General features: G+C 67.9%; 12 protein-coding genes. 5 read left to right on the forward strand and 7 right to left on the reverse strand.

All coding sequences use genetic code 11. The features are described 5' to 3' along the window. The first annotated feature begins 60 nt into the window (after positions 1 to 60). A complete protein-coding gene (locus ACTJLF_RS06035; RefSeq protein WP_132753422.1) occupies positions 61 to 891 on the forward strand; it encodes an HAD-IIB family hydrolase in 831 nt (276 codons plus the stop codon). Between the two features lie 181 nt (positions 892 to 1072). On the opposite strand, the gene ACTJLF_RS06040 is transcribed toward ACTJLF_RS06035, so the two are convergent. Then, positions 1073 to 2338, reverse strand: a complete 1266-nt coding sequence (locus ACTJLF_RS06040) for an MFS transporter (RefSeq protein ID WP_132753420.1) — start codon at positions 2336 to 2338, stop codon at positions 1073 to 1075. Between the two features lie 90 nt (positions 2339 to 2428). On the opposite strand from ACTJLF_RS06040, the gene ACTJLF_RS06045 reads away from it, so the two are divergent. Together ACTJLF_RS06045 and ACTJLF_RS06050 are read left to right on the forward strand one after the other, a co-directional pair. Next, positions 2429 to 3001, forward strand: coding sequence for a TetR/AcrR family transcriptional regulator (locus ACTJLF_RS06045; protein ID WP_132753418.1), 573 nt, complete (start codon positions 2429 to 2431; stop codon positions 2999 to 3001). Between the two features lie 106 nt (positions 3002 to 3107). Further along, a complete protein-coding gene (locus tag ACTJLF_RS06050) occupies positions 3108 to 4172 on the forward strand; it encodes a Fic family protein (RefSeq protein ID WP_132753416.1) in 1065 nt (354 codons plus the stop codon). Positions 4173 to 4186: 14 nt separating this feature from the next. On the opposite strand, the gene ACTJLF_RS06055 is transcribed toward ACTJLF_RS06050, so the two are convergent. The 4 genes from ACTJLF_RS06055 to uvrA all read right to left on the reverse strand — a co-directional run bounded on the left by ACTJLF_RS06055 (position 4187) and on the right by uvrA (position 13463). Further along, positions 4187 to 5164, reverse strand: coding sequence for a tripartite tricarboxylate transporter substrate binding protein (locus ACTJLF_RS06055; RefSeq protein ID WP_132753414.1), 978 nt, complete (start codon positions 5162 to 5164; stop codon positions 4187 to 4189). A 125-nt stretch (positions 5165 to 5289) separates the two neighbouring features. Next, positions 5290 to 6336 (reverse strand): histone deacetylase family protein, encoded by a 1047-nt coding sequence (locus tag ACTJLF_RS06060; RefSeq protein ID WP_132753412.1) that lies wholly within the window; start codon positions 6334 to 6336, stop codon positions 5290 to 5292. A 33-nt stretch (positions 6337 to 6369) separates the two neighbouring features. Beyond that, complete coding sequence (locus tag ACTJLF_RS06065; protein WP_440882679.1) at positions 6370 to 7419, reverse strand: ornithine cyclodeaminase; 1050 nt, start codon at positions 7417 to 7419, stop codon at positions 6370 to 6372. Between the two features lie 203 nt (positions 7420 to 7622). Then, on the reverse strand, positions 7623 to 13463 hold the full coding sequence (uvrA, locus tag ACTJLF_RS06070) for an excinuclease ABC subunit UvrA (protein WP_019656386.1): 5841 nt from the start codon (positions 13461 to 13463) through the stop codon (positions 7623 to 7625). Between the two features lie 186 nt (positions 13464 to 13649). Here uvrA and ACTJLF_RS06075 point away from each other — a divergent pair, with 186 nt between their 5' ends. Together ACTJLF_RS06075 and ACTJLF_RS06080 are read left to right on the forward strand one after the other, a co-directional pair. Next, complete coding sequence (locus ACTJLF_RS06075) at positions 13650 to 14762, forward strand: ABC transporter substrate-binding protein (RefSeq protein WP_132753404.1); 1113 nt, start codon at positions 13650 to 13652, stop codon at positions 14760 to 14762. A 179-nt stretch (positions 14763 to 14941) separates the two neighbouring features. Continuing rightward, positions 14942 to 16054 (forward strand): ABC transporter substrate-binding protein, encoded by a 1113-nt coding sequence (locus ACTJLF_RS06080; RefSeq protein WP_132753402.1) that lies wholly within the window; start codon positions 14942 to 14944, stop codon positions 16052 to 16054. Positions 16055 to 16168: 114 nt separating this feature from the next. Here the strand turns inward: ACTJLF_RS06080 and ACTJLF_RS06085 are convergent, their stop codons facing one another. Together ACTJLF_RS06085 and ACTJLF_RS06090 are read right to left on the reverse strand one after the other, a co-directional pair. Continuing rightward, entirely contained in the window at positions 16169 to 16318 is a 150-nt protein-coding gene (locus ACTJLF_RS06085; protein ID WP_019656389.1) for a hypothetical protein, read from the reverse strand. Between the two features lie 195 nt (positions 16319 to 16513). Further along, the gene (locus tag ACTJLF_RS06090) at positions 16514 to 18208 is read right to left on the reverse strand and encodes an MFS transporter (protein ID WP_019656390.1); all 1695 of its coding nucleotides are present in this window, start codon (positions 18206 to 18208) and stop codon (positions 16514 to 16516) included. Positions 18209 to 18328: the final 120 nt, after the last annotated feature.

The following is an 18328-nucleotide window of genomic DNA, read 5'->3' on the forward strand; positions in this document are numbered from 1 at the left end:
GGCGGGATGCTACACGAAAGCGCCGGTACGATCGCCGCTCCTTTTCGCATTCTTTCCGCCATGCCTTCGCAGCCGCCTTCCCTGCCCTCCTCGCCCCATCATCTGCTGCCGCTGGCCGACTGGCCCGAGACTGCGCGCGCCGGGCTCATCGGTGTGTTCACCGACATCGACGACACGCTCACGCACGAGGGCGCGATCACGCCAGATGCATTGCAGGCGCTGGGCGATCTCAAGGCGGCGGGCCTCTCGGTGGTGGCGATCACGGGCCGACCGATGGGCTGGAGCCTTCCTTTCGTCAACACCTGGCCTGTCGATGCCATCGTGGCAGAGAACGGCGCAGTGGCGCTGCTGCCGTCTGCCGATGGCAAGGTCGAGAAACGCTACCAGCAGGACGAGCCCACGCGCGCGGCCAACTTCGCGCGCATGCAGTCGGTGCTGGAGCGCATCGAGCGCGAGCTGCCGGGCGTGGGCCGCGCCACCGACTCGCCGGGGCGCGAGACCGACATCGCCATCGACCACAGCGAGTTCGTGCAATTGAGCGAAGACACCATCGCGCAGGTGGTTGCGCTGATGCGCGGCGAGGGCATGCACGCCACCGTCAGCAGCATCCACGTCAACGGCTGGTACGGCGACAACGACAAGCTCGAGGGCGCGCGCTGGATCGTGCGCGAGCTGTGGGGCCGCCGGCTCGACGACGAGATGGACCGCTGGGCCTACGTGGGCGACTCCACCAACGACCAGCTGATGTTCCGTACCTTCGCGCACAGCATCGGCGTGGCGAACGTCGCGCGCTTCGTGCCGCAGCTCGAGCATCTGCCGCGCTACGTGACGCAGGGCGAACGCGGGACCGGCTTCGCCGAGGCGGCGCGCGCGGTTCTGTCGGCACGCTGAGGCCGGGCTCGCGGTAGGGGGTCAACTGAGGCTGGAGATGCCGGTGGCGCCCTCGTCGTGGGTGATTATCGCTTCGAGTCGGAAGCCGGCCCACAGGTAGCTGCCGATATCCGTCACGCCGCGGGAGCCGAGACGGCTGGAACCAGGGCATGGAAGGCCTGACCCGAGCAACTCCCTTCGCTCACCCGCGCAAAGGCAGCTCGCGCCGCATCCGGCGCAGCAAGGCCCATTGGCTCCAGGTGCCGAAGGCCGCGATCAGCAGCAGCACCGCTGCATAGCCTTCGGTGGTGTTCAGCAAGCCCAGCGGCGCGACCAGGAAGCCCGCAAGCATCGCAGGCAGGCTGAACGCGAGGTAGCTCACCACGAAGATCGCCGCGAACAGCTCGCCGCGCTCGTGCGATTGCGCCATGGGCGCCAGCGTCTGCACCAGCGCCGAGAAGGCCCCGCCGAAGCCGACGCCCGCCACCGCCGTGCCGACGAAGAAGAGCGCGAGCGAGCGCGTGGCGAGCGAAGCCAGCAGCAGCAGCAGCCCGAGCGCGATGCTGGCCATGCCGGCGATGGCCGGGCGCGGTGCCGCGAGGCGGCCCAGCAGCGTCGGCGCGATCGCTCCCGTGCCCGAGAGCACTGCCACGGTCAGGCCGTTGACCACGCCGTTGTCGATGCCGAACACGTGCAGCATCAGCGAAGGCGCCAGCGACAGGTACAGCCCGCCGAGTGCCCAAACCACGACGAACACCGGCAGCCCGCGCGCGAACTCGGCGCGCGCCTTGGCGGGAATGGACACGCGCGGCACCAGCGAGGCCAGCGCGCCGGCGCGCGGCGTGACCGTCTCTGGCATCCACAGCACCACTGCCGCCCCGAGTGCGAACACGGCGGCCAGCACGCCGAACACCAGCATCACCGGCTGCACCGAGAACTTCACCGCCACGCCCGTGAGCAACGCACCGGCGGCAAGGCCGGCAAGCGGCGACACGCTCGTGATCATCGCCCCCAGCCGCTTGCGCGAAGCCGGCGCGGCCTCGACCACCGCCGCGCTCAGCGCGCCACTCGCCACACCCGTGGCGATGCCCTGCACCACGCGCGCGACGATCAGCCCGCCGATGCCGTTCGCGAGCAGGAAGAGCCCCATCGCCACCGCCTGCAGCACCAGCGCCGCCAGCACGACGGGTCGCCGCCCGATGTGGTCCGACAGCGACCCCGCCACCAGCAGCGAGACCAGCAGCGCGATCGCGTAGACCGCGAAAGCCACCGTGAGCAGCGAGGACGAGAAGTGCCAGGCATGCTGGAACACCACGAAGAGAGGCGAAGGCGCCGCCGCCGCGAAGAAGAAGGCGAACAGCACCGTCGCCAGCAGCGCGAAGGCGGCGCGCTGCGGCAGGCGCCAGGGCCTGGAGCGGGCAGCGATCTCGGCGGTGGCGGAGGCGAGTTCGGGGCAGGAGGACGGCATGGCGAATCCTTAACGCAACTTTTTTTGCTTTTGTGATTCTAGAACTGTGAATCCACTAAAGCAAATATCTTTGCGTTAAAGTCCATCGCCATGACCGACACCGCCCTCCCCAACAAGCGCCCCGGCGGCCGCAGCGCCCAGGTGCAGGCGCTCGTGCGCACCGCCCTCGAGGAACTCGTGGCCGAACAGGGACGGGAGCGCGTCACGGTGCCGGCCGTGGCCGAGCGGGCGGGCGTCAGCGCATCGAGCATCTACCGCCGCTGGGGCGACCTGCAGGGCCTGCTGGCCGAAACCGCCACCCACCGGCTCGATCCCAACCGCCCGCTGCCGGACACCGGCACCCTGCGCGCCGACCTCGAAGCCTGGGCGCGCGAACTCATCGAGCACCTGTCCAGGCCGTGCAATACCTCGCTGCTGAAAGCCGCGGCCGCGCTGGCCAACGGCAACTCCGACACCGACTGCCTGCGCAATCGCCGCAGGGAAGCGCTCACCCTGGTCGAGCAGGCCCACGCCCGCGGCGAGCCCGCGCCGGAGCCGCAGCAGGTGATCGACCACCTGATCGCGCCGATCGTGTTCCGGCTGGTGTTCGGCGGGGACGGGGTGCAGCCGGAGCTGGCGGGCCGGCTGGTGGACGAGCTGTTTGCAATCCATCCGCATCGATGATCTGTGCAGTTTTCTGGTTTTTGCGGACTTGAGTCTGCCTTCATGTATAGAAATTTAGGATTTCTATACATGTCGGGCCTAACATGTATGGAAACCCTTGATTTCCATGCATATCCTTGCGTCGCTCGACCAACTGAACCCCACGCGGTTCGACACCCCCGCAATACTGAAGAAGCTCGCCAGCGCCAGCCGCAGGTTGGCTGAACTCAAGGGAATTGCTGCCGCAATACCCAATCAGGGAATATTGATCAACACGCTGGCCCTCCAGGAAGCCAAGGACAGCTCGGAAATCGAGAACATCGTCACGACACACGACGAGTTGTTCAAGGACGATGTCTTGCCGGAGGCCTTCGCGAATCCCTCAGCCAAGGAAGTGCTGCGCTACCGGCAGGCCTTGCGTGTGGGCTTCGAGCAAGTCCGCGAGAGCGGATTGATCACGTCGAACCACATCATCCGGATCCAGTCCGAGCTCGAACGCAACAACGCGGGCTTTCGCAAGCTGCCAGGGACCGCCCTGAAGGACGCGGCTGGCCGCATCGTCTACACGCCGCCGCAGGATCCGGGCGAGATCGAGGCGCTGATGCGCGCATTGGAGCGCTTCGTCAACGAGACAGATTCGTTCGCCGCCGATCCCTTGATCAAGATGGCGCTGATCCATCATCAATTCGAGAGCATTCACCCGTTCTACGACGGCAACGGCCGTACCGGTCGAATTCTCAATGTGCTCTACCTGGTGAAGGAACGGCTGCTCGATATTCCGGTGCTCTACCTGAGCAGTCACATAGTGCGGACGAAAGCCGACTATTACCGACTACTGCAGGCAGTGCGGGACCAGGACGCATGGGAAGAGTGGGTGCTGTACCTGCTCGAGGCGGTGGAGCAGACCGCCAGCCAGACCATCGAGACGATCAATGCGATCAAGTCGGCGTTGTTCGACTACAAGCACCGCATTCGCGAGAAGTACAAGTTCTACAGCCAGGACCTGATCAACAACCTCTTCATGCACCCTTACACGAAAATCGAATTCGTGCAGCAGGACCTGCAGGTCTCGCGTCTCACCGCAACCAAGTATCTCGAGACACTGGTCGAAGGCGGCTTCGTCCAGAAACACAGGATGGGACGGAGCAACTACTACATCAACATAGCGCTCGCATCCATCCTGAGGGGGTGACACCTAAGGTCGGCTCACTTTTCCTTCGCCAACCCCAGCTTCTCGATGATCGCCTTCTCCTTCACCACGGTGTCCTGCGCGAACCTGGTGTAGGTCGCCGAGCTCATGTAGTTCGGCAGCATGTCGTAGCGGCCCAGCGCGGCCACGTAGCTGGGTTCTTCCATCGCCTGCTTGAAGGCGTCGTGCAGCTTCTTCACCACCTCGGGCGGCGTGCCCTTGGGTGCGCCGATGCCGAAGGGCGAGTTCTGCACCACGTCGTAGCCCAGTTCCTTCAGCGTGGGGGCGTCGGGGAACTTGGCCAGGCGCTTCTCGCCCCAGGTGTTGAGCACGCGCAGCTTGCCGGCCTCGACCTGCGGTGCGAAGCCGGTGCTGTCGGCCGCGGCCATCAGCTGGCCGCTGACCACCGCGAGCATGAGGTCGGCGCTGCCCTTGTAGGGCACGTGCTGCAGCTGGATGCCGGCCTTCTGCGCGACGATCTCCGTGGTCAGGTGAGGGCTGGTCAGCGTGCCCGTGGAGCCGTAGGTCAGCTTGCCGGGGTTGGCCTTGGCGTAGGCGACGAAGTCGGCCCAGGTCTTGAACGGGCTGTCGGCCGGCACGACGATGCCGAAGGCGTAGCCGGTGACGTTGATGACGTAGGTGATGTCCTTGAGCGGATCCCAGTTGATCTTGGTCGTGTAGCCCAGGCGGAACACGCCCAGCGGGATCTGCGCGACGGTGTAGCCGTCGGGCTGCGCGGTCTGCAGCGCCTGCGCGGGCAGCGTGCCGCCGGCGCCGGGCTTGTTGTCGATGATGACCGGCTGGCCGAGGATCTTGCTCGCGTTCTCCGCGAGCTGGCGCATGGTGATGTCGGTCGGGCCGCCCGCCGGGAAGGCGATCACCAGCTTGACGGGCTTGGCGGGAAAGGCCTGCGCGAGCGCTGCCATCGGAAGGGCGAGGCCGCCGGCTGCGGCGATGGCGGCGGCGGTACGGAGAAAGGTGGAGCGGCGGAGCATGGCTGACTGGATCCTGACGAGAGAAAAGCGCCGATTGGGCCCCGCCGCATCGGCGAAGGCAATCGGGGCTGCCCTGATTTCCGTGGGAAAACAGGGCGAATTCCGGCGTCCGAGTCGCCTGTGCGTCAGCTGCCGGCCTGCGCGAACCCTTCGATCACGTTCACCGCGTTGACGCCCACCTCCGCCACTGCATAGCCGCCCTCGAAGACGAACACCGTCGGCAATCCGGCCCGCGCAAGGTCTTCACCCATGCGCAGGTAGTCGTCGCTCCTGAGCCTGAAGCCGGAGATCGGGTCGCCCTCGAAGGTGTCGACGCCCAGCGAGACCACCAGCGCACCGGCCTTCACTTCGGCGATGCGGGCCAGCGCGGTCTTCAGTGCGGCTCGCCATGCGGCGAAGTCGGTGCCGCGGGGCAGCGGCAGGTTGTGGTTGAAGCCCTCGCCGCGTCCGGCGCCGCGCTCGTCGGCATGGCCGAGGTAGTAGGGGTAGTCGGTCAGCGGATCGCCGTGCAGGCTTGCGAAATGCACGTCGTCGCGCTCGTAGAAGATGGCCTGGGTGCCGTTGCCGTGGTGGTAGTCGACGTCGAGCACCGCGACGCGTTCGACACCCGCGTCGCGCAGCGCCTGCGCCGCCACGGCGGCGTTGTTGAGGAAGCAGTAGCCGCCGAAGAAATCGGCGCCCGCGTGGTGGCCCGGCGGGCGCGTCAGCGCGAAGGAAGCGCGCTCGCCGCCTACGACGCGCTGGGCCGCGGTCCAGGCGCAGGCCGCGCCGTGTCGCGCCGCCGCCCAGCTGCCGGCCATCAACGGCGTGCCCGCATCGAAGGAGAAGAACCCCAGGCGCGCGGGAAAGCTCTTCGGCAGCACGTCGCTGCGCATGCCGCGCGTGGGCCAGTACGAGGGCAGCGCATCGCGCGTCGCGTTGGACGGGTCCAGCGCCACCCACTCGTCCCACGCATGGGCGATGAAATCCAGGTAGCGCGGCGCATGCACCTTCGCGAGCAGCGCTTCGTCGAAGGCGTCGGGCGCCTGCAGCGCACCGATGCGCCTGCGCTCCAGCTCATGCCTCACATGGTCGACGCGGGCAGGCACCTCGAAGCACGGCACGAGCTCGCCGCGGAACATCTCGACTTTGCCCTGGTGGAGAGCGTGCCGGTCGTTGTAGATGGTGAGCATGAAGACGGAAGGCGGCAGTGGCGAAGCCGCCCATCATGCCGCACGCCGCAGCACCGCCCGGCGCCTGCCGGAGGCCGTGAGCCCGAACAGGTCCTTCGGGTCGTCGAGCTCGGGCACCAGCGCGATCTGCCGGCCGATGCCGCGCTCCGTGGCGATGCGCTGGATGTAGCGCAGCGCCGTGTAGTCCTCCAGCGCGAAGCCCACCGAGTCGAACAGCGTGACCTGCGCGGGGCTCTCTCGCCCGGGCACTTCGCCCAGCAGCACGCGCCAGAGTTCGCTCACCGGGAAGTCGGCGGCCACCTGCTGGATCTCGCCCTCGACGCGGGTCTGCGGCTCGTACTCGACGAACACGCGCGCCTTGTCGAGCACACCGGGATGCAGCTCGGTCTTGCCGGGCGAATCGCCGCCCACCGCGTTGATGTGCATGCCCGGCTCGATCATGTCGGGTGTGAGCACCGTCGCACGCCCCTGGTAGGCGGTGACGGTGGTGACGATGTCCGCGCCGCGCACCGCCTCGGCCACCGAGCGGGCGCGCACGATCTCCAGCGGCGTGCAGGCCGACAGGTGGCGCACCAGCTTGTCGGTGGCGTGCGGATCGATGTCGTACACGCGCACTTCCTCGATGCCCAGCAGCGCATGGAAGGCCAGCGCCTGGAACTCGCTCTGCGAGCCGTTGCCGATCAGCGCGAGGCTGCGCGAATCGGGCCGCGCCAGCGCCTTCGCGGCCATCGCCGAGGTGGCGGCCGTGCGCAGCGCGGTGGTGAGCGTGAGTTCGGAAAGCAGCACGGGGTAGCCCGTGTCGACCTCGGCCAGCACACCGAAGGCCATGACGGTCGGCAGCCCGACCGCGGTGTTGTGCGGATGTCCGTTGACGTACTTGAAGGCGTACGCGCCGTCGTCGGCCACCGGCATCAGCTCGATCACGCCGAGGTGCGAATGGCTGGCCACGCGCGCCTTCTTGTCGAACTCCCGCCACCGCATGAAGTCGTCGCGCAGCGCGTCGGCCAGCGCGGTCAGGAACTGCGGGACGCCGGTCTCGTCGACCAGGCGGACCAGGCTGTGAACATCGATGAAGCGGGTCATGACATGGCTCCTTGCGTAGCCCCGCCGCGGCGCTTCATCCCTCGCATGTTCACTCCACCGTGGCTGATTCAGGATGCGCCTGCGCCAAGGGTTGGAAGCCATTGTGCGCCGCTTTGCATGACCTTGGCGATACCCTCGAAAGGCCTATGCGCCGAGGTGAAGAGGCTCGCCGGCGACCTGCACCGGCGAGGCCCTTTTCGCGCTCAGCGCGCCAGCACCGGCTTCAGCGCCACGCCGGTGTGCGTGCCCAGCCGCACCACCTCTTCCGGCGGCGCCGCCGCGACGATGCGCCCCCCGGCGCTGCCGCCCTCGGGGCCGAGGTCGAGGATCCAGTCGGCCTCGGCGATCAGGTCGAGGTCGTGCTCGATCACCACCACGCTGTGGCCGCCGTTCACCAGCCGGTGCAGCACGTGGATCAGCTTCTCGACGTCGGCCATGTGCAGCCCCACGGTCGGCTCGTCGAGCACGTACAGCGTGTGCGGTGCCTTCTGGCCGCGGCGGGTGATGTCGTCGCGCACCTTGCTCAGCTCGGTGACCAGCTTGATGCGCTGCGCCTCGCCGCCCGAGAGCGTGGGCGAGGGCTGCCCCAGCGTGAGGTAGCCCAGGCCCACGTCCTTCAGCAGCTGCAGCGGGTGGCTGATGTTGGGCATGCTCGCGAAGAACTCGACGGCCTCGTCGACTTCCATCTTCAGCACGTCGCCGATGCTCTTGCCGCGCCAGCTCACGGCCAGCGTCTCCGGGTTGAAGCGTGCGCCGTGGCACACCTCGCAGGGCACCTTCACGTCGGGCAGGAAGCTCATCTCGATGGTGCGCACGCCCGCGCCCTCGCAGCCCGGGCAGCGGCCTTCGCCGGTGTTGAAGCTGAAGCGCGCCGGGCCGTAGCCGCGCGCCTTGGCCTCCAGCGTGTCGGCGAAGAGCTTGCGGATGGTGTCCCAGAAGCCGATGTAGGTGGCCGGGCAGCTGCGCGGCGTCTTGCCGATGGGCGTCTGGTCGACCTCGAGCACACGGTCGACGGTTTCGTAGCCCTCGACCTTGCGGCAGCCCGCCCACGCGGGGCGCTTGCCGGCGGCGTCGGCATCGCGGCCCGCCTTGGTCGAGCGCTGCGTCACGATGGCCTGCACGTTGGCCAGCAGCACGTCGCGCGCGAGCGTCGACTTGCCCGAGCCGCTGACGCCGGTGACCACCACCAGGCGGCGCAGCGGCAGCGTGGCCGTCACGTCCTGCAGGTTGTGCAGGTCGGCGCCGTGCACCGTGAGCCACTCGCCGCTTTCCTCGGCCTTCGGGTCGGGCGACGGGATCAGCCGGCGCGCCTGCAGCGGGTGCCGGATGGCGTCGCGCAGGTAGCGGCCGGTCTGCGAGTCGTCGGCCTTCTGGATGTCGGCGACCGTGCCCTCGGCCACCAGGCGGCCGCCGCGCTTGCCGGCGCTCGGGCCGATGTCGATGATGTGGTCGGCGCGGCGGATGGTGTCTTCGTCGTGCTCCACCACCACCAGCGTGTTGCCCTTGTCGCCGAGCTTGTGCAGCGCATCGAGCAGGATCTGGTTGTCGCGCGCGTGCAGGCCGATGGTCGGCTCGTCGAGCACGTAGCACACGCCCTGCAGGTTGCTGCCGAGCTGCGCCGCCAGGCGGATGCGCTGCGCCTCGCCGCCCGAGAGCGTGGGCGCGCCGCGGTCCAGCGTGAGGTAGCCCAGGCCCACTTCTTCCAGGAACTCGAGACGGCTCCTGATTTCCGGCACCAGGTCGCGCGCGATCTCGGCTTCGCGGCCGGTGAGCGCGAGGCCCTCGAACCACTGGCGCACCTCGGTCACGCTCATGCGCGCGAGCTCGGTGATGCCGATGCCGCCCGTGCCGTCGGCCGCGGTGCCGAAGCTCACGGCGCGCGCGGTGGCGTTCAGGCGCGTGCCCTCGCAGGTCGGGCAGGCCACGTCGGCCAGGTCTTCCACCTCGGGCTCGGCGAAGGTCTGCTCGCGGCCCTTGTCGTCGCCGGCCAGCACGGAGTCGTCGAACACCTTGCGCTGGTCCTTGCTGAGCTTGACGCCGGTGCCCACGCAGTCGGGGCACCAGCCGTGCTTGCTGTTGTAGCTGAAGAGGCGCGGATCGAGCTCGGCGTAGCTGGTGCTGCACACCGGGCAGGCGCGCAGCGTGGAGAACACGTTCACGCGGCCGATGCCCGCGGTGGACACGCCGGCCATCATCGCGGCGCGCAGTCCGTCGAGATCGCTGAGCACGTGCACCACGCCCTTGCCGTGCTCCAGCGCCTTGGCCAGCGCCGCGCGCAGCTCGTTCTCGTTCGAGGGCAGCACGTCGAGGCTGGCCACCGGCAGCTCGATGCTGTGCTCCTTGAAGCGGTCGATGCGCGGGAAGCCGGTGGTCGGCAGGAACTCGCCGTCCACGCGCAGGTGCGTGAAGCCGCGCGGCCGCGCCCAGTCGGCCAGCTCGGTGTAGACGCCCTTGCGGTTGGTCACCAGCGGCGCGAGCAGTCCGATGTGCTGGCCCTTGAAGTTGCGCATCAGCTGTGCGGCGATGCTGTCGGGCGTCTGCGGCTGCACGGCCGCGCCGTCGTGGATGCAGTGCTGGATGCCCAGCTTCACGTACAGCAGGCGCAGGAAATGCCACACCTCGGTGGTCGTGCCCACGGTGCTCTTGCGGCCGCCGCGCGACAGGCGCTGCTCGATGGCCACCGTCGGCGGAATGCCGTACACCGCGTCCACCTCGGGCCGGCCCGCCGGCTGAACGATGCTGCGCGCATAGGCGTTGAGCGATTCGAGGTAGCGGCGCTGCCCCTCGTTGAAGAGGATGTCGAAGGCCAGCGTCGACTTGCCCGATCCGCTCACGCCCGTCACCACGCTGAACTTGCCGCGCGGGATGTCCACGCTCAGGTTCTTCAGGTTGTGCTCGCGCGCGTTGACGATCTGCACCGCATCGGCGCCCGGCGCCGTCTTGGCGTTGGCGACGTAGCGGCGCGCTGCGCGCTCGGCCACCTTGTAGGCCTCGGGGCCGATGGCGAGTTCGTAGTCGGCCAGCGCGGCGCCGGTGAGCGAGGCGCGGTTCTCGCGCAGCTGCTCGGGCGTGCCCTCGGCCACCACCTGGCCGCCGCCCTCGCCGCCCTCGGGGCCGAGGTCGATCAGCCAGTCGCTCGCGCGGATCACGTCGAGGTTGTGCTCAATCACGATCAACGAGTGCCCGGCATCGAGCAGCTTGCGCAGCGCGCGCATGAGCCGCGCGATGTCGTCGAAGTGCAGGCCGGTGGTGGGCTCGTCGAACAGGAAGAGCGTGCCCTTGCGCGCCACCGACTGCTTGCTGGCGGTGGCGTTCTTCGCAGCCTCGGCCAGGAAGCCCGCGAGCTTCAGGCGCTGCGCCTCGCCGCCGGAGAGCGTGGGCACGGGCTGGCCGAGCTTGACGTAGTCCAGGCCCACGTCGGAGATCGGCTGCAGCACGCGCAGCACGTCGCGGTCGGCCTCGAACACGGCCGCGGCCTCGGCCACGGTGAGTTCGAGAACGTCGGCGACGTTGTAGCTCTTGCCCTTGCGCTCCACGCGCACTTCGAGGATCTCGGGGCGGTAGCGCTTGCCGTCGCAGTCGGGGCAGCGCAGGTACACGTCGGACAGGAACTGCATCTCGACATGCTCGAAGCCCGAGCCGCCGCAGGTCGGGCAGCGACCGTCGCCGGAGTTGAAGCTGAACTTGCTCGCGGTGTAGCCGCGCTGGCGCGACAGCGTCGCCGTGGCGAAGATCTCGCGGATGGCGTCCCAGGCGCCCACGTAGCTCGCGGGGTTGGAGCGCGCGGTCTTGCCGATGGGCGACTGGTCGACGAACACCACGTCGCCCAGGTGGTCTGCGCCGAGCAGGCGGTCGTGCGCGCCCGGGCTTTCGGTGGCCTTGCCGAAGTGGCGCATGAGCGCCGGAGCCAGCACGTCCTGGATCAGCGTGGACTTGCCCGAGCCGCTCACGCCGGTGACGCACACCAGGCGCGCCAGCGGGAACTCGACCGTCACGTTCTTCAGGTTGTGCTCGCGCACGCCCTCTAGGATAAGCCGGTGCGTGTTCTCGCTCACCAGCCGCTTGAAGCCCATGCCGATCTTCTTGCGCCCGCCCAGGTACTGGCCGGTGAGCGTGTCGGCATCGCGCAGCTGGTCGGTGGTGCCGTCGAACACCACCTGCCCGCCGCGTGCGCCGGGGCCCGGGCCCATGTCGATCACGCGGTCGGCGGCCAGCATCACGGCCGGGTCGTGCTCGACCACCACCAGCGTGTTGCCCGCGTCGCGCAGGCGCAGCATGGCCTCGGTAATGCGGTTCATGTCGCGCGGATGCAGGCCGATGCTGGGCTCGTCGAGCACGAACAGCGTGTTGACCAGCGAGGTGCCGAGCGCGGTGGTGAGGTTGATGCGCTGCACCTCGCCGCCGCTGAGCGTGCGGCTCTGGCGGTCCAGCGTGAGGTAGCCGATGCCGACGTCGTGGAGGTAGCGCAGGCGGGTGGTGATTTCCTCGAACAGCAGTTTCAGCGCCTGCGCCTCGCCCTGTCTTGCTCCTTCCCCCGCTGGGGGAAGGTTGGGATGGGGGCTCTCGGCCTCCACCACGGCCACGGCTTTTGCGGAGGCCGCCTGCCCTCCCCCGGAGGGGGACGGAGCCATTCCCTGGCCCATGCGGTCGAAAAACTGCCGCAGCCTCTCGATGGGCAGCAGCATCAGGTCATGCAGGCACAGCCCCGGCAGCGCCTCCAGCTGCGCGCGGGTCCACTTCGCGCCGGTCGGCATGAAGCGTTTCTCGGGCGGCAGCACCGCGTCGGCGTCTTCCTTGCTGCCGATGCGCCACAGCAGGCTCTCGAGCTTCAGGCGCGCGCCGCTGCAGGTGGGACACGGCGTGTAGCTGCGGTACTTGGACAAGAGCACGCGGATGTGCATCTTGTAGGCCTTGCTCTCCAGGTAGGCGAAGAAGCGGCGCACGCCGTACCACTGCTTGTTCCAGTTGCCTTCCTTGTAGTTGGGCGTGCCCTCGATCACCCAGTGCTTCTGCTCGTCGGTGAGCTTGTTCCAGGGCGTATCGCGCGGAATGCCGGCCGTTTCGGCATGGCGCATGAGGTCGTCCTGCGCTTCCTTCCAGGCAGGCGTCTGGATGGTCTTGATGGCGCCGGCGCGCAGCGTGAGCTTGTCGTTCGGAATGACCAGGCCCAGGTCGACGCCGATCACGCGGCCGAAGCCGCGGCAGGTGTCGCAGGCGCCCACGGCCGAGTTGAACGAGAACATCGACGGGATCGGGTCTGCGTAGCGGATGTCGCTCTCGGGGCAGTGCAGGCCGGTGGAGAACTTCCAGACATCGGTCGGCGCGTTTTCCTCGGCCCCCGTGGCATGCACCGTGACGCGCCCGCTGCCGCGCCTGAGCGCGACCTCGATGGCCTCCACCACGCGCGAGCGCTCGGCGCTCGATGCGCGGAAGCGGTCTGCCACCACGTCGAGCACCTTGCGCGGGCCCGTGGGCGTGGCCACTTCGCGCTCGGCCTGCACGCGCGTGAAGCCGCTGGCCGAAAGCCACTGCTGCACCTCGTCGGCCGTGGTGCTCGCGGGCAGCTCGACCGGGAAGGTGACGACCAGCCGCGGATCGCCTGCCGCAGCCGCTCGCTCGACGATCTGCGCGTAGATGCTGTCGGGCGAATCGTGGCGCACCGGCAGCGCGGTCTCGCGGTCGAACAGGTTGGCTGCGCGCGCGAAGAGCAGCTTCAGGTGGTCGTTCAGCTCGGTCATCGTGCCGACCGTGGAGCGCGAGGAGCGCACCGGGTTGGTCTGGTCGATGGCGATGGCGGGCGGCACGCCTTCGACCTTGTCGACGGCCGGCTTGTCCATGCGGTCCAGGAACTGGCGCGCGTAGGCGGAGAAGGTCTCCACGTAGCGCCGCTGGCCTTCGGCATAGAGGGTGTCGAAAACGAGGCTCGACTTGCCCGAGCCGCTGGGCCCGGTGACCACCGTCATTTCGCCGGTGCGAATGTCGAGATCGAGGTTCTGGAGGTTGTGCTGGCGCGCGCCGCGAATCCGGATGGAGCCCTGTGTCATGAGTGCCTTGGGGGGTGGGGCAAACATTCTAGGGAGTGGTCCGTGACGGGTTTGCGCACTAGGTCACAAGGGCGATGGCCGCGCAGGGGTTTGTCCTGATGGCATTCAGGACACTTTCAGAAACAAATACCACATTTGTTTGCATCGTTGCCCGACAGCGCGACTGCATTGCCTCGAAAGGACTCCATGAAGAGAACACGCACGCTCTGCGCCGCAGCCCTGCTGGCCTTCAGCGCGCTCGGCGCGTCGGCCCAGATCCTGATCGGCCAGACCGCCGGCATGACCGGCTCGGTGGCCGCGAGCGTGAACGAGACCATCGGCGGCGCGCAGCTCGTGATCGACGCGGCCAACGCGCAGGGCGGCATCCACGGCGAGAAGATCGAGGTGCTGCGCATGGACGACGGCTTCGACGTGAAGCGCGCCAGCGAGAACGCGCGCGTGCTGATCGAGGACAGGAAGGTGCTGGCGCTCTTCATGAGCCGCGGCACGCCGCACTCGCAGGCGATCATTCCCTGGCTCGACAAGTACGACGTGGCGCTCATCGGCCCCTCCACCGGCGCGATGGTGCTGCACAAGCCGCTGCAGAAGCACGTCTTCAACGTGCGCGCCACCTACCAGCGCGAGGCCGAGAAGGCGGTGCAGCACCTGCTGACCATCGGCCTCACGCGCATCGCGGTCGTGCACGTGACCGACTCCTTCGGCGCCGACGCGCTCGAAGGCGCGATGACCGGCTTCGCCAAGGGCAAGGCGAAACCCACCGTGACCATTCCGGCCGACCGCGACAAGCCCGACTACAAGACCATCGTGCCCGCCATCAAGGGCGCAGACGCACAGGCGGTGGTGTGGATCGGCTCCGGCGTAGCGGTGGTGGACGGCATCAAGGCGCTGCGCGCCGCGGGTTCGGCCGCGCAGGTGGTCACGCTGTCGAACAACGCCTCGTCGGGCTTCATCAAGCAACTGGGCGACGCGAGCAAGGGCGTCATCGTGACGCAGGTGTTTCCCAACGAGCGCTCGCTGGGCCATCCGATGGTGAAGGAAGCCCTGGCGCTCGCACAGGCCAAGGGCCAGTCGGAGCTGTCGCCGGCCGCGCTCGAAGGCTTCGCATCGGCCAAGGTGCTGGTGGAGGCGCTGCGCCGCGCCGGGCCCAAGCCCACGCGGGCCAGGATGGTGGCCGCCCTCGACGGCCTGCGCGGCTACGACCTCGGCGGCGGGCTCGAAGTGAGCTATTCGCCCACCGACCACAGCGGCATCGATTTCGCGGACCTGTCGATCATCAGCGACGGTCGCTTCAAGCGTTGAGTCCCCCGCCCCGGAAGGGGCGAGTTTGAACGGCCCGCCGGCGCACCGGCGGGCCGCTTTTTTTCCGGGCGCTGGAAACCTTGGTTTGACAGGGTTTGCGTCAACTGGCGACAAGTGACGTTCAGCAACACATTACACAGTTTCTGACACAGGCACACGCCCCGGAAAGGCTTCGCTCGATGAAGAAGACGCTCACGTCCTGCGCCGCTGCGCTGTTGTTCGCCCTGGCGGCGCCGGGCGCGGCGGCCCAGATACTGATCGGCCAGTCGGCCGACCTCTCGGGCCCGGTGGCCGCCAGCGTGAAGGAAACCATCCTGGGCTCGCAACTGGTCATCGACCAGGTCAACGCGCAGGGCGGCATCAACGGCGAGCAGATCGAGGTGATCCGCATGGACGACGGGCTCGACGCGAAGCGTTCGCTGGAGAACACGCGCGTGCTCATCGAGGACAGGAAGGTGCTCGCGCTGCTGCTGAACCGCGGCACACCGAACACGCTCGCGGTGATCCCGCTGCTCGACAAGCACGGCGTGCCGCTGGTCGGCCCCTCCACCGGCGCGATGGCGCTGCACAAGCCGGTGCAGAAGAACATCTTCAACGTGCGCTCGACCTACCAGCGCGAGGCCGAGAAGGCGGTGCAGCACCTGCAGACCACCGGCATCCAGCGCATCGCCGTCGTGCAGGCCGACGACTCCTTCGGCAAGGACGCGATGGAAGGCGCGAGCAAGGGCTTCGAGAAGGCCAACCTGAAGCCGGCCGTGGTGGCGCTGGCCGACCGCAGCAAGCCCGACTACGCGGCCATCGTGCCGCAGCTCACCAAGGCCAACGCGCAGGCGGTGCTGTGGATCGGCTCCGGCACCGCCGTGACCGACGGCATCAAGGCGCTGCGCGCGGCGGGCTCGGCTGCGCAGATCATCACGCTGTCGAACAACGCGGCCTCGGGCTTCATCAAGGAACTGGGCTCGGCCAGTGCGGGCGTGATCGTCACGCAGGTGCTGCCCTACGAGCGCGCCTTCGGCCATCCGCTCATCAAGGAAGCGCTGGCGCTGGCCAAGGCCAAGGGCCAGAACGAGCTCTCGCCTGCACTGCTCGAAGGCTTCGTCGCCACGAAGGTGATGGTGGAGGCGCTGCGCCGCACGGGCCCGAAGCCCACGCGCGCGAAGCTGATCGCCACGCTCAACAGCTTCCAGTACGACGTGGGCGGCGGGCTCGACGTCAGCTACTCGCCGACCGACCACACGGGGATCGACTACGTCGACCTCTCGATCGTGAGCGACGGCCGATTCAGGCGATAGGCTCGCCCCCAGGCTTCGCGCACTTCGTGTCGCTTCTCCACCCCCCACCGGGGGCAACACCAGCGGCCCGGCAAAGCCGGTTCCGCGGTGTTCCGGCCTGAAGAATCCCCGGGCCTACTTCGGCGCAGCGGCGGGCGCGGGCTCGTGCGTGGTGGTGTCGCCACCATGCTTCTCGCCCGACATGTCGACCTTGTCACCGGCCTTCGAGATCACGTACAGGGCAATGGCGGCGAAGATGACGAAGCCGACGACGAGTTTCCACATGGGTTTTGTCTCCTGGATGGTTCAAGAAAAAGGCCTCATGCGGTCGGCATGAAGCCTCTTTGTTGAACAGGCAGAAAAGGCGGTCTCGGTATTTCGCAAGGAACACCGCGGAACCGGCTTTGCCGGGCCGCTGGTGTTGCCCCCTCGGAGAGGGGGTTGGCGAAGCACACGAAGTGCGCGAAGCCTGGGGGTCAATCAATCGTTGGCGTAGATGTCCACGTCCTTGGTTTCGCGGATGAACAGCGTGCCCACCACCAGCGTGATGCCGGCGATGATGATCGGATACCACAGGCCGTTGAACATGTTGCCGGTCGAGGCCACGATGGCGAAGGCGGTGGTCGGCAGCAGGCCGCCGAACCAGCCGTTGCCGATGTGGTACGGCAGGCTCATCGAGGTGTAGCGGATGCGCGTGGGGAAGAGCTCGACCAGCATCGCGGCGATCGGACCGTAGACCATGGTCACCAGCAGCACCAGCCAGAACAGCAGTACCACCGTCAGCACCTTGTTCATCTTCGCGGGGTCGGCCTTGGCGGGGTAGCCGGCGACCTTCAGGTCCTCCGCCACGCCCTTCTTGAAGGCGGCGATTTCCTTGGTGGAGTTCTCGTCGAACTTGGAATTGACGACGTTGCCGATGGGCGCCTCGATCGACTTGTCGCCGATCTTCACGATGGCCTTCGAGCCCGGCGCGCCGGCCACGTTCTCATAGCTCACCGAGTTCTGCACCAGGTAGCGCTTGGCGATGTCGCAGGAGCTCTTGAAGTCGATCTCGCGTGCCACCGGGTTGCCCTGGAAAGAGCAGGTCGCGGGGTCGGCCGTCACCGTCACGCCGGCGGTGGCCTGGGCGCGGGCCAGGTCCGGGTTGGCGGCTTCGGTCAGCATCTTGAAGACCGGGAAGTAGGTGACCACGGCCAGCAGGCAGCCGGCCATGATGATCGGCTTGCGGCCGATCTTGTCCGACAGCGTGCCGAACACCACGAAGAAGGGCGTGCCCAGCAGCAGCGCGGCGGCGATCATCAGGTTGGCCGTGGTCGCATCGACCTTCAGCTGCGCAGTCAGGAAGAAGAGCGCGTAGAACTGGCCCGAATACCAGACCACCGCCTGGCCGGCCGTCAGGCCCACCAGCGCCAGGATCACGATCTTCAGGTTCTTCCACTGGCCGAAGGATTCGGCCAGCGGCGCCTTCGAGGTCTTGCCCTCGGCCTTCATCTTCTGGAAGGCGGGCGACTCCGACAGCGTCAGCCGGATCCACACCGAGATGCCCAGCAGCAGGATCGACACCAGGAACGGCACGCGCCAGCCCCAGTCGTTGAACGCGGCCTCGCCCATGAACTCGCGCACGCCCAGGATTACCAGCAGGCTCAGGAACAGGCCGAGCGTGGCGGTGGTCTGGATCCACGAGGTGTAGGCGCCGCGCTTGCCGTGCGGCGCGTGCTCGGCCACGTAGGTGGCGGCACCGCCGTACTCGCCGCCGAGCGCGAGGCCCTGCAGCATGCGCAGCGCGATCAGGATCACCGGCGCCGCGACGCCGATGGTCGCGTAGCTCGGCAGCAGGCCGACGATGAAGGTCGACAGGCCCATGATCAGGATGGTCACCAGGAAGGTGTACTTGCGACCGATCATGTCGCCCAGCCGGCCGAACACGATCGCGCCGAACGGACGCACCAGGAAGCCCGCCGCGAAGGCCAGCAGCGCGAAGATGAAGGCAGCGCCCGCATCGAGGCCGCTGAAGAACTGCTTCGCGATGATCGCGGCCAGCGAGCCGTAGAGGTAGAAGTCGTACCACTCGAACACGGTGCCGAGCGAGGAGGCAAAGATGACTTTCTTCTCCTCCGAGGACATGGGCCGGGGGGCCGGGTGCGGCACTCCCCTCGAATCTAGTGTGGCTGCCATTGGTCGTCTCCTGTGTTTGCGTTCATTGCGGCACCCGGCATCCGGGACCGTGAAGGCATTCTTGGAGACGCGACTGACCCGATCCTTTCGCGAAACTGAACCGGCGCTTACGTTCTAGGG

Origin of the sequence: Variovorax sp. 22077 (genome assembly GCF_052044195.1) — a bacterium.
Classification (GTDB): Bacteria; Pseudomonadota; Gammaproteobacteria; order Burkholderiales; family Burkholderiaceae_C; genus Variovorax; species Variovorax atrisoli.